Annotated in this window: 9 protein-coding genes; 6 read left to right on the top strand and 3 right to left on the bottom strand. The window is 68.7% G+C overall.

The genetic code is table 11. The features are described from left to right. Positions 1-72 precede the first annotated feature (72 nt). Both PARHAE_RS20140 and PARHAE_RS20135 read left to right on the top strand, forming a co-directional pair. Positions 73-1,545: a hypothetical protein gene (locus PARHAE_RS20140; protein WP_126156287.1), complete on the top strand. Its 1,473-nt coding sequence runs from the start codon at positions 73-75 to the stop codon at positions 1,543-1,545. Next, positions 1,536-2,495, top strand: a complete 960-nt coding sequence (locus PARHAE_RS20135) for a glycosyltransferase family 2 protein (protein WP_126156286.1) — start codon at positions 1,536-1,538, stop codon at positions 2,493-2,495. The genes PARHAE_RS20140 and PARHAE_RS20135 overlap by 10 nt, the downstream gene beginning before the upstream one ends. A gap of 18 nt (positions 2,496-2,513) precedes the next feature. Here the strand turns inward: PARHAE_RS20135 and PARHAE_RS20130 are convergent, their stop codons facing one another. The 3 genes from PARHAE_RS20130 to PARHAE_RS20120 are packed head-to-tail and all read right to left on the bottom strand — an operon-like array spanning position 2,514 to position 5,823. After that, a complete protein-coding gene (locus PARHAE_RS20130) occupies positions 2,514-3,371 on the bottom strand; it encodes a CpsD/CapB family tyrosine-protein kinase (RefSeq protein WP_126156285.1) in 858 nt (285 codons plus the stop codon). 20 nt (positions 3,372-3,391) lie between these two features. After that, on the bottom strand, positions 3,392-4,912 hold the full coding sequence (locus PARHAE_RS20125; RefSeq protein ID WP_126156284.1) for a GumC family protein: 1,521 nt from the start codon (positions 4,910-4,912) through the stop codon (positions 3,392-3,394). After that, a complete protein-coding gene (locus PARHAE_RS20120) occupies positions 4,909-5,823 on the bottom strand; it encodes an ExeA family protein (protein WP_241232912.1) in 915 nt (304 codons plus the stop codon). Before PARHAE_RS20120 ends, PARHAE_RS20125 begins: the two co-directional genes overlap by 4 nt. A 427-nt stretch (positions 5,824-6,250) precedes the next feature. Here PARHAE_RS20120 and PARHAE_RS20115 point away from each other — a divergent pair, with 427 nt between their 5' ends. The 4 genes from PARHAE_RS20115 to PARHAE_RS20100 all read left to right on the top strand — a co-directional run bounded on the left by PARHAE_RS20115 (position 6,251) and on the right by PARHAE_RS20100 (position 11,675). Then, positions 6,251-6,922, top strand: coding sequence for a sugar transferase (locus PARHAE_RS20115; RefSeq protein ID WP_126156315.1), 672 nt, complete (start codon positions 6,251-6,253; stop codon positions 6,920-6,922). A gap of 71 nt (positions 6,923-6,993) precedes the next feature. After that, positions 6,994-9,579: a tetratricopeptide repeat protein gene (locus PARHAE_RS20110; RefSeq protein WP_126156283.1), complete on the top strand. Its 2,586-nt coding sequence runs from the start codon at positions 6,994-6,996 to the stop codon at positions 9,577-9,579. A 150-nt stretch (positions 9,580-9,729) separates the two neighbouring features. Then, positions 9,730-10,332, top strand: coding sequence for a polysaccharide biosynthesis/export family protein (locus PARHAE_RS20105; protein ID WP_126156282.1), 603 nt, complete (start codon positions 9,730-9,732; stop codon positions 10,330-10,332). A 5-nt stretch (positions 10,333-10,337) separates the two neighbouring features. Next, positions 10,338-11,675, top strand: a complete 1,338-nt coding sequence (locus PARHAE_RS20100; RefSeq protein WP_126156281.1) for a DUF481 domain-containing protein — start codon at positions 10,338-10,340, stop codon at positions 11,673-11,675. The last annotated feature ends 100 nt before the right edge of the window (positions 11,676-11,775 follow it).

Here is an 11,775-nt window from a genome sequence, read left to right as displayed (position 1 = left end):
CCGGATTCCGCACGGTCATGGCCGGTACAGATCCCCGTGGCCTCGCCGGGCGGGTTGTGGCAGGAAGCAGCCATGATCTCGATGATTGCCGTCCTGTCCTGGCCTGTTGTGGTGTTCTGGCTTTTCGCCAGCCGGACGCCTGCGACGGCGGTGACGGCGACCATCCTGGGGGCCTATCTGCTGCTGCCCCGGAATTTCTCGATTGAGCTTCCGGCGGTTCCCAGCCTGAACAAGGATTCCATTCCGGCCCTGGCGGCGGTCCTGGCCGCCGCGACGATGGCCAGGCCGATGCCGCACAAGGCCCTTGCGCCGGACATGGTGCTGCCGGGCCTTTGGCCGCGCAGCCGGGTGGTGCGGATCCTGTCGATCATGATGCTGGCGGGCGCGGTGGCCACCGTCCTGACGAATGGCGACGCGCTGCGATACGGGTCGACGATCCTGCCCGCCCTGCGGCCCTATGATGCGGCATCCTTCCTGGGCACCACCCTGTTCACCCTGCTGCCCTTTCTGCTGGCGCGGAAGTACCTGGCCCACCCCGATGCCCAAAGAACCCTGCTGGTCGGGCTGGTCGTGGCGGGGGTGCTTTATTCGCTGCCCGCCCTGTACGAGGTGCGCTTTTCGCCCCAGCTCAGCCGCAACATCTATGGCTATTTCCCCCATGACTGGAAGCAGCACATCCGCGCCGGGGGCTTTCGCCCGGTGGTCTTCCTGCACCACGGGCTGTGGCTGGCGATCCTCTTCTGCGGATCCTTCCTGGCCGCCATGGCCCTGTGGCGCAGCAGTTCGGGCAAGGACAGGATCCGGTGGCTTGCGGCCTCGGGCTGGCTGTTCATGACGCTGGTCCTGGCCAAGGGGGTCGGCGCCTTGGGCATCGGGCTGCTGCTGGGGGCGATGATCCTGTTCCTGCCGGTCCGCCTTCAGGTCATCGGCGCCGCGGTTCTGGCCGCGACCCTGCTGGTCTTTCCGATGCTGCGGGGGGCGAACCTGGTGCCCACCGACACCGCGCTTTCCCTTGCCGAGGGCATCAATTCCGACCGGGCAGCGTCCCTGCGCACTCGTTTCGACAACGAGGACATCCTGCTGGACAAGGCCAATCACCGCCCCGCCTTCGGCTGGGGGGGCTGGGGGCGCAACCGGGTCTTCGACGCCGAGGGCAGGGATCTCAGCGTCACCGACGGCTACTGGATCATCGTCATCGGCACCCAGGGCTGGATCGGGTACCTGGCCCAGTTCGGATTGCTGCTGATCCCGATGATCTTCCTGGGGCTGCGCTGGAAGCAGCTGGCCCTGACCCCGGCGACGGCCGGCCTGACCATGGCCTTGACGGCCAACATGATCGACCTGATCCCGAACGCGACCCTGACCCCGGTGACATGGCTTCTGGCCGGAGCCTTGGCAGGACGGCTGGAACTGGGCCGCGTCGCCGACCCGGCGGACCAGCCCGGCCCGGCGGAGCCGGTCCGCCGCAGCGCCTATACCCGGCAGACGCGCCGCCATCCGGCCCAGGCGGCCGCCTTGCGGCAGGAGGCGGCGGCATGCCCGTGACAGACGATGCCGTGGCCATCGGCCGCAACGAGGGCCAGCGGCTGGTCCGCTGCCTGGACAGCCTGCTGGCCGCCGGGTTCCGGCAGATCGTCTACGTCGATTCCGGGTCCACCGACGACAGCGTCGCCCAGGCCCGCGCGCGAGGCGTGACAGTGGTGCGGCTGGACATTGCCCGCCCCTTCACGGCGGCACGGGCGCGCAATGCCGGAGTTGCCGCCCTGGAGGGGCCGCCTGCGGACCATATCCAGTTCATCGACGGCGATTGCGTCCTGGATCCCGGCTGGCTGCCCCTGGCGTCCCGGTTCCTGACGGACAACCCGCAGGCGGCGGTGGCCTGCGGCCGGCTGCGCGAGATCGCCCCCGAGGCATCGCTCTACAACCGGCTGATCGACCACGAATGGAACACCCCGGTCGGGCAGGTCGGCGCCTGCGGCGGCATCGCCCTGATCCGGGCCGGGGCGTTCCACGAGGCCGGCGGCTTCAACCCGGCGCTGATCGCGGGCGAGGAGCCCGAACTGTGCCTGCGCCTGCGCCGGGCGGGCTGGCAGATCTGGCGCCTGGACGCCGAGATGGCGCGCCACGACGCGGCCATGCACCGCTTCGGGCAATGGTGGCGGCGGACCCGGCGGGCGGGCTATTCCTATGCCCTGGGCGCGGCCCTGCACGGGCGGGCGCCGGAACGGCACAATGTCGCGCAGACCCGCCGCGCCCTGGCCTGGGGCCTGGGCATCCCGCTGGCCGCGATCCTGGGGGCGGTATTCGTCCATCCGCTGCTGCTGGCGCTGCTGCTGGCCTGGCCGCTTCAGGTCGTCCGGCTGTGGCGCCGCGACGGGGATCTGCTGCGGGCGGTCTTTACCACCCTGGGCAAGCTGCCCGAGGCGCTTGGGGTGCTGGAATTCCGGCTGAAGCGGCTGACGGGCCGGCAGGCGGGGCTGATCGAATACAAATAAGGCAGGCCCGCCTGGCTCTCAGGCGCTCCCCCCCTCGGCATCGGCCATCCCGCCGCCGTGGCGGTAGCCGTTCAGGACCACGCCCAGGACATTGGTGTATTCGCCGACCTCGCGTTCGCAGCTGTCAAAATCGCCATAGCGGGTCTGGTCGGCGCGGGCCAGGATCAGGGCGCAGTCGACATGCTGCAGGAAGGCCCGCGCATCGTCGCCGATCAGGATCGAGGGCAGGTCGAAGATCATGATGTCGGGCGCGTAATCGCCCTGGATCCGGGCCAGGGTGTCACGGGTGGCCTCGGCCATCAGCAGCCGGGTCGGGTCGGTCTGCGCCTCGCCCGACAGGGCCAGGGCCAGGTTCGGGCCGATCCGTTGCCCGTGGTCGGCGAAATCGCGGTCGCCGCGCAGCAGCGGCGCGATCGAGGGCGGCTGCGGCAGGTCCAGCTTGCCGGCGACCGAGGGCCCGCGCAGGTCGAAATCGAACAGCATCGACCGCAGTTCCGGCTGGCGGCCAAGCGCCAGGGCCAGGTTCACCGCCGTCGTGGTCTTGCCGCATCTCGGCAGGGGCGAGGTGATGGCCAGACGCCGCCAGCCGTTCTGGCGCATCTGGTACAGGATCTTGGTGCGCAGCACGTCGAAGGGCGTCGATTCCTGGGACGCGCTTTGCGACAGGATGCGCGACCGGATCAGGGCGGCGGGATCCAGGCCGATTTCCGGCAGCGCCTGCCAGCGGGCATCGGTATCCAGGACCGGCGCGGGGATCGCGGCATCCGGGGATGCCGCGGAAGACGGGGACAGGGACGGGGCGGGGGACAGGGGCGCCCCGCGTTCGGCCTCGCGCATCTTGCGGGCGATCTCGATGGCGGCTTGCAGCTTTTCCATGACGGACTTTCCTTCGCGCCTCAGCCCAGGCCCAGCCGGGTGACGATCTTCTGCGCCAAGATGTCCAGCGGCATGTATTGCGTGTGCAGCCCCCACAATCCCAGGGGGATGATGATCACCACCGCCAGGATCGCGGCCAGCAGCACCGCCTGGCGGTGGCGCCGTTCGCGCCGCCCCTCGATGAAGGGGATGACCGCCAGCGGCGTGACCTGGAAGCGCGACCGCAATTCGGCCGGGCGGCGGATGGTGTTGTTCAACAGCTCCATCAGCACGAAGAACCCGCCCGCCAGGCCCAGGCCCAGGCCGATGCCCGCCAGGGCGATCTTCTTGCGGTTCGGGCCCGAGGGCTGGCTGGGCACGCTGGCCGCCTCGATCACGGTGATGCGCTGCCCCTGGGCCGAGGTTTCGACCCGCTCGACCTGCCGGGCCTGGTCCAGGCTGGCCACCGCGGCGTTGTAGCGGGCCTGGATGTTCTGCTGGTCGCGTTCCAGGGCGCCAAGCGCGATGGCATTGGCGGCGGTGGCGCTGATCGAGGCGGACAGGTCTTCCAGTTCCTGCCCGGCCTGCGCGCGTTCGTTTTCCAGCATGGTCACGCGGCTGTCGATCTGGGACAGGTTCACGTCCAGAAGCGAATTGCCGGTATTGCCGGTGTCAGCGGGCACCCCCTGCGCCTGGACCGCGCGTTCGGCATTGGCGATGCGGTTCTTCAGCGCACGGACGCGGGGGCTGTCCTCGGCATAGACGCCCAGAACCCCGCTCAGCTCGGCCCGCAGGGCGGCAAGCTGCTGTTCCTCGGGGGTCTGGGGCGTGGCATTCGCGGGCACGTTGCCGGTCTGTTCGAACAGCCGCACCATTTCCGACCGCTGCGCCTGCAACACGGCCAGGTCGCTTTCCAGCCGGGCCACGCGTTCCTGAAGCAGCGACTGGCGATCCTGGCGGTATTGCAGGTTTTCCGGCAGCGCGGCCGAGTTCTCGCGCTTGAATTGCAGGATCCGGGCGTTCTGCGCGTCCAGATCCTGGCCCAGCCGGTCGACCTCTTGTTGGAAGAAGGCCAGCCGGTTCTCGGCCAGGCCCACGCGGTTGCGGGTGTTGGTGCCCAGGATCAGGGTGGTGAATTCGGTGACCACGGCGGCGGCCGTGCGCGGATCCTGCGAGGTGAAGCTGACCAGCATCATCGTCGCCTCGTCCCGCCCGCCGGTCCGGGTGATGCGGGTGTTGGCGCGCATCTCGTCCAGCTTTTCGTCCACGCTCAGCGTGCTGTCCTGGCCGAAGACATGCAGCTTGTTGGCCACGTCGATCAGGTTGGCGCGGGTCAGAAGCTGCTGTTCGATCACCTGCAGCATCTCATTGGCGGAATCGGCACTGGTGTCGCGGCTTTCCAGGATGCGCGGGTTTTCCACCAGCAGCCGGGCCGAGGTGGAATAGGTGGACGGCGCGCGGATCGCCCAGACCGCGCCGAAGACCGAACAGATGATCAGCAGCGCCAGCATCACCGGCAGGCGCCGCATCAGAAGGGACCAGTAAAATCGCAGGTCGATCATGTCGCGTCCCGCTTGACCTCTTGCTCATGGGCCAGGACCAGCCGCGCCTGGCGGTCGGCCGGGGCGGGTTCGGGCAGGGTGGGTTCCGGGGCGGCCGTCAGGATCAGCCCGTCGCGGATCAGTTCGTCGACGATGTCGGCGCCGACGGTCTTGCGGTCGGCCGCCGCGCCATAGACCAGGGCCAGGTCAGCGATCTTGTTGATCATCCGGGGCACGCCGCGCGCTTCCGCATGGATGCGGGCCATCGCGGCGGCGTCGATTTCCTGTCCCGTGCCGCCGGCCTTCTGCAGCCGGTGGCGGATATAGGCGGCCGAGGTGTCGGGGTCGAAGCTGCCCAGGTGGAAGGTCGCGCTGACTCGCTGGGCGAACTGGCGCAGTTCGGGGCGGGTGATGATGTCGCGCAGCTCGGGCTGGCCCAGCAGGACCAGTTGCAGCAATTCGTCGGTGCCCGAATTGATGTTGGTCAGCATCCGCAGCTCTTCCAGGGTGTCGGCGCCCAGGTTCTGCGCCTCGTCGAAGATCAGCACCACCAGCCGGCCCGCCGCGTATTCGGACAGCACGAAATCCTGGAAGGTCTGGAACATGTCGACGTAATCGGCCCCCGGCGGGGGGGCGATGTCGAAGGCGTTCAGGATCCAGCGCAGCAGGTCGCCGCGGTCGCCCCGCGCGTTCGAGATCAGGCCGATGCGCATGTCGGGGCCGGTGCGCCGCAGCAGGGCCTGGATCAGCGTGGTCTTGCCCGCCCCCACCTCTCCGGTGACGACGGTCAGGGGCGCGCGGGTCATCAGCCCGTATTCCAGGACCGCGAAGGCCTTCTTGTGCCGGTCCGACCAGAACAGCATGGCGGGATCCGGCAGGATCGAGAAGGGACGGACCGAAAAGCCGTAATGATCGAGATAGAACTGGCTCAAACGGCGCGCTCCGGGAAAGATGAGGACGATATACCCGCCCAGACAGGCATTTGCCAGTCCGGCGCCCCGCCGCGCCCGGCCGATTGCCTAAAAGTGAGGACAAATCATCTGAGTCGGATCGGCCGGGGCAGAGGCGGCGGGGGATTTCAACCCTCGATTGCGCCCCCTGCACGGTCTTGCCATCCAGGATGGCGCAACGCCGCCGAACGTCCGGGGGAGTCGGCAAAAACGCGTCAAAATTTAACTAATTTTTAATCTAAACATTCAGATCGCCGCTGCGGCGTGCTAGCGTGGCCTTGTTCACGGGGATGGCGTTTCCGCAGCGGGTTGGCTGCCATGGACCGCGCCGAAAGTCCGCGCCGCGCCTCGGGGCATTTTTTTCATGGTTGTTTCCTCGATGGAGGGAATTTTGACGATCAATACGCGTATGACCGACTTCAAACCCGATCTCGTGCTGCCGGATGTAGGCTTTCCCGACAGCGACCGGGACCGGGGCCTTTACCGCAACGGCGCCAAGCGGGCCTTCGAAACCCTGCTGATCCTGCTGACCGCCCCCGTCACCGTGCCGCTGATCCTGCTGATGGCGCTGCTGGTGGCCTGCGACGGCGGCAATCCCTTCTTCGTGCAGAAGCGCCTGGGCCGCAACGGCCGGGTGTTCCGCATCTGGAAGCTGCGCACCATGGTGGTGGACGCCGAAAGCCATCTCAAGGCGCATCTGGACCAGGATCCCGAGGCCCGGCACCAATGGGACAGCACCCAGAAGCTGAAGCGCGATCCGCGCGTCACGCGCGTCGGGCGGCTGCTGCGCAAGACCTCGATGGACGAGCTGCCGCAGCTTCTGAACGTGGTGAACGGCACCATGTCGCTGGTCGGCCCGCGCCCGATGATGGTGGGCCAGCGGCATCTGTATTACGGGCGGGCCTATTACCGCCTGCGGCCGGGAATCACCGGGCTGTGGCAGATCTCGGCACGCAACGAATCGGAATTCGTGGCCCGCGTCCGCTATGACGAAGAATATCATCGGGATTTGTCCGGCTGGCTTGACCTGAAGATTTTGGTGCGCACAGTGATGGTCGTTCTGCGCGGCACCGGGTACTAAGGTCGCGTGTTCCCCGCGGCGGCCGTCAGAACGCCGCCCGCCGCGCCCAAGCCGCGAGACCGTGATTCATCATGACTGCCGACGTTTCCTCCAGCCGCCTTTCCCCCCGCCGGGGCGCGCGTTTCCTTTTGTCCACGGCCCTGGCCCTGGGGCTGGGCCTGTCGCTGGCCGGCTGCAAGACATCGGCCGAAAAGGCCGAGGAATATTACCAGTCCGGGCTGCAGCTGCTGGAGCAGGGCGACGTGGACCGCGCCATCGTGCAGTTCCGCAACGTCTTCGACATCGAGGGCACCCATTACGAGGCCCGCAAGACCCTGGCCGACACCTATCGCGCCCAGGGCGACATCGGCCAGGCCTATAGCCAGTACCTGCGGCTGGCCGAGCAATATCCCGACGACCTGGCGACCCGCATCGCCCTGGCGCGGCTGGCCTTCGACAGCCAGCAGGCGGACGAATTCGTCCGCCACGCCACCCGCGCCCAGGAAATCGCGCCCCAGGACGCAGAGGTGCAGGTGCTGGATCTGACCCGCCGCTATCGCGAGGCCACCCTGGCCGAGGACGACAAGGCCCGCGCCTCGCTGGGCGAGGAAGCGGCCCGGATGGCCCAGACCCGGCCCGACGATCCGATGCTGATGGGCATCCTGCTGGACCGGGCGGCCAATGCCAGGGATCTGGACGAGGCCGACCGGCTGACCGCGCGCCTGCTGGAACTGCAACCCGACAATCCGCAACGCTATGCGCAGCGGCTGGCGCTTCTGGCGGAACGCCAGGACAAGCCCGCGATCGAGGCGCATCTGCGCGCCACCATCGCGAAATTCCCCGACAACGACCAGGCCAAGGCCGATCTGGTCCGGTTCTACATGTCCGAGAACCAGCCCGACCGCGCCGAGGCCTTCCTGCGCGACCTGGCCGAGGCCGCGCCCGCCGACGATCCCGCGCCGCGCGCCGACCTGGTCCGCTTCGTTGAGATGCAGCGCGGCGCGGATGCCGCCCGCGCTGAGCTGGACCGCATCATCGCCGAGGGCGGCGATCCGCTGCTGTTCCGCACCCTGCGCGCGGGCTTCGATTTCCGCGACGGCAAGCAGGCCGAGGCGATCGCCGAGATCCGCTCCGTGCTGGACGGCGTGACCGAACCCACGGAAACCTCGCTGAACGTGAAGGTCCAGCTGGCCCGGATGCTCGTTGAAACCGGCGACGCGGCGGGCGCGCGAGCCCAGGTCGACGAGGTGCTGGCCCAGAATGCCAGCCAGCCCGGCGCGCTGAAGCTCAAGGCCCTCTGGGACATCCAGGAGGACCGGGCGGACGACGCGGTGCTGGCCCTGCGCTCGGTCCTGGACCAGGCCCCCCAGGACGCCGAGGCGATGAGCCTGATGGCCGACGCCTATGACCGGGCGGGCGAGCCGGATCTGGCGCGCGATTACCTGTCGCAGGCGGCGGCCGCGTCGAACAACGCGCCGGCCGAGACGCTGCGCCTGGCGGACCGGCTGATGTCCGAGGAACGCTGGCGCCCGGCCGAGGACGCGATCCTGCCCGCCCTGCGCCGGACCCCAGACAACCTGGACCTGCTGGGGGCCCTGGGCCGGATCTATCTGTCCATGCCCGACCTGCCGCGCGCCGAAGGCGTGATCACCCGCCTGCGCGAGATCGGCACCGACCAGGCCACGGCCGCCGCCGACCGGCTGGATCTGGCCCGCCTCGCCAACCAGGAGGGCGAGGCCGCCGCGCTTGCCTATCTGGAACAGCAGGCCAATGCGGCCGACGCCGATATCGGCGCCAAGCTGAGCCTGATCCGCGCGCAGCTTGCCTCGGGCCAGGCGCCCGCCGCGCTGAAACTGGCGCAGGACATGGTCGCCGCCGACCCCGAAAGCCGCGCCGCGCGCATGGCCCTGGCGATGACCCAGGCGGCCAACAACGACCTGCCCGCCGCGCGCGAGATCTTCACCGCGCTGATCGCCGAAAAGCCCGACGACCTGCCGCCCCACCTGGCCCTGATCCGGCTGGCGACGCAGGAAGGCAAGCTGGACGAGGCCCGGACCCTGACCGAACAGGGCCTGGCGGCCCTTCCCGACAATCCCGACCTGCTGTGGTCCAAGGCCGGGCTGGCCGAACGCGAGGGCGACATCGACGGCGCCATCGCCATCTATGACCAGCTTTACGCGCGCGATTCGACCTCGATCATCGTGGCCAACAACCTGGCAAGCCTGCTGGCGACCTGGAAATCCGACGATCCGGCGGCGGTGGCGCGCGCCTCGGCCGTGGCGCGGCGGCTGAAGGACACCACCGTGCCGCCCTTCATGGATACCTATGGCTGGATCCAGCACCTGAACGGCGACAGCGCCGCCGCGCTGCCCTATCTGGAAGGCGCCGCCGCCGCCTTGACCCAGGATGCCGTGGTGCAGTTGCACCTGGGCGTGGTCCAGGCCGCCCTGGGCAAGACCGACGCCGCCAAGGCGCAGCTGGAAAAGGGCCTGGAAATGCTGCCCGAAGGCCAGGAAGGCCAGTCGATCACCGCCGCGCGCGAGGCCCTGGCCCGGCTGAACGCCCCCGCCCAGGCGGGGGAGGCGGCCTCCAATGGAACGACCGGAGGGACGACCGGCGGCACGGCGGGGGAGCCCTTAGGCGATGCCGCCCCGGCGGCGGGCCAGGCCACCAACTGACGGGCGGCGGCTGTGATCCCGGGGTGACAGGGGGGGCGAATTTTTCTCTCCGTTCACTTTTGGCTCATGGCATTGTGGTAACAAGCAAACCCTGACGGACATGCGCCGCGATGCGCGCCCTGACGGGAAACAGTGTTGAAGGACTGACCCATGACGATCCTGCTGCGTTTCATGCTGGCCGCGCTGCTGGCGCTGCCGCTGGCCTTTCCCCGCGCCGCCCTGGCGCAGGAATACCGCATCCAGTCCGGCGACCGCCTGACGGTCGAGGTGCTGGAGGATGAATCGCTGAACCGCACGCTGGTGGTGCTGCCGGGCGGGACCATCGACTTTCCCTATGCGGGCAGCATCCGGGTCGCGGGCCAGTCGCCCGCGGCGGTGGGCAGCCGGATCAGCCAGGCCCTTGCGGGCGTCCTGGCGTCCCCGCCCACGGTCTTCGTGACCGCCACCCCGCTGATCGAACCGGCCGCCCCGGTCGAGGCTGCGGTGGTCAACATCTACATCATGGGCGAGGCAAGCGCGCCGGGCGCCAAGGCGGTCCCGCCGGGCACCACCTTCCTGCAAGCCCTGTCCCAGGCGGGCGGGCTGACGCCCTTTGCCGCGACCAAGCGCATCCAGCTGCGCCGCGCCTCGATGCCGGGGCAGGTGATCACCGTGAACTATGCCGCGATCATGCGCGGCGCGGGCATGAACATGGATCCCGTGCTGGCCGAAGGCGACGTGATCATCGTCCCCGAACGCGGCCTGTTCGAGTGACGACGATGCGGCGCGGGACGGCAACGACGACTGCGGCGGCGGGCCTCGCGGGGCTTCTGGCCCTGCTACCGCTTGGCGCGCAGTCCCAGGAAACCGACCCTTCCGCCCCCGAGGCGCGGCTGACCATCGGCCAGCAGATCGCGGTGGAAGACGGCGACCTGATCGGCATCACGCCGCTGGACCTGAACCTGCGCACCGGCAGCCGCGTCCAGACGATCCAGTTCTCGCTGTCCGCGCCCTTCCGGCTGCACGATCCCGACGAGGACAAGTCCTTCGCCCTGGGCGATCCGCAGGCCCGGCTGCTGCTGCGGCGCGGCGCCCGCAACTCCGCCATCGAGGCGGAACTGGGCTATCGCGAGAACGACCTGGACGAGGAAATCCTGTTCGACGACCTCAGCAACGAATTCGTCACCCTGGACGGCGGCCGCGTGGCCCAGACCGATGCCCGCCTGACCTATGTCTTCGGGCGCGAGGCCAAGCTGGGCGGCGAATTCGGCCTTTCCTGGATCAGGCGCGATTACAGCGGCACCACCGATCCCGACCTGGACGACAGCGAAACCCGCAGCGGCAACGTGGCCTTCTACCTGGAACCCACGCCGCTGGTCCGCGCCCGCATCCTGGCCGAGGCCAGCCGCACCGACGGCGAGGTCAACGACAGCCGGTCCGACCGCTATGGCGTGGGCGCGTCCCTGCAGGTGGACAAGCTGACCAACCTGGATGTCGAACTGGCCCGCACCCATATCCGGCGCGAGGAAGGCGACGGCACGGTGGAACAGGCCGAAGGCCCGTCGCTGCGCCTGGGCCTGACCCGGTCGCGGCCTCTGGGGGACTGGTCGCTGTCCTTCGGATCCGATCCCGGCACCGCCGGGCGGCGCGAGAATTTCAACATCGGCCGGACGCTGGAACTGCGCCGCTTCACCCTGACGGGCCAGGTCGGCGTGACGCGGTTCCAGGACAATTACGACCCGATCTTCCAGATCGCCTACAACCAGAAGCTTACCGAAATGTCGCAGGTGCAGGCGTCGCTGCGCCGGGCGGCCGTCACCGACAACGACGGCGACGAGGCGCTGAACACCGACATCACCGCCAATTACAGCCGCCAGATCTCGGCCGTGTCCAGCATCGCCGCCAATATCCGCTATCGCGAAAGCGAGGTGCAATCGGGCGACAGAGAGGATGCGCGCTCGGTTTCCTTCGGGCTGGATTACAGCCGCGCGCTGCCCAACGACTTTTCCTTGGTCGCGGGCGCCAACGTGATCCGCAGCAAGGACAGCGACGGCACCCACGACGACGAGGAACGGGTCTATCTGGGCGTGAACCGCAGCTTCAGCTTCCTGCGCTGATCGGCTCTGTTGCACAAACCGGCCTGAGGGGATTCATCTTGTGACTTCAGCTTGATAGCTGATGGGCATGAGCAGACCGACAGCCCCGACCTACAAGACC

Source organism: Paracoccus haematequi (genome assembly GCF_900631945.1).
GTDB lineage: Bacteria > Pseudomonadota > Alphaproteobacteria > Rhodobacterales > Rhodobacteraceae > Paracoccus > Paracoccus haematequi_A.
The sequence above is the reverse complement of the archived record's forward strand: the minus strand, read 5'-3'. Positions and strand labels throughout refer to the sequence as shown.

Coding starts and splice junctions, on each gene's coding strand:
- PARHAE_RS20140 (WP_126156287.1), top strand. CDS start 73: ATGATCTCGATGATTGCCGTCCTGTCCTGGCCTGTTGTGGTGTTCTGG.
- PARHAE_RS20135 (WP_126156286.1), top strand. CDS start 1,536: ATGCCCGTGACAGACGATGCCGTGGCCATCGGCCGCAACGAGGGCCAG.
- PARHAE_RS20130 (WP_126156285.1), bottom strand. CDS start 3,371: ATGGAAAAGCTGCAAGCCGCCATCGAGATCGCCCGCAAGATGCGCGAG.
- PARHAE_RS20125 (WP_126156284.1), bottom strand. CDS start 4,912: ATGATCGACCTGCGATTTTACTGGTCCCTTCTGATGCGGCGCCTGCCG.
- PARHAE_RS20115 (WP_126156315.1), top strand. CDS start 6,251: ATGACCGACTTCAAACCCGATCTCGTGCTGCCGGATGTAGGCTTTCCC.
- PARHAE_RS20110 (WP_126156283.1), top strand. CDS start 6,994: ATGACTGCCGACGTTTCCTCCAGCCGCCTTTCCCCCCGCCGGGGCGCG.
- PARHAE_RS20105 (WP_126156282.1), top strand. CDS start 9,730: ATGACGATCCTGCTGCGTTTCATGCTGGCCGCGCTGCTGGCGCTGCCG.
- PARHAE_RS20100 (WP_126156281.1), top strand. CDS start 10,338: ATGCGGCGCGGGACGGCAACGACGACTGCGGCGGCGGGCCTCGCGGGG.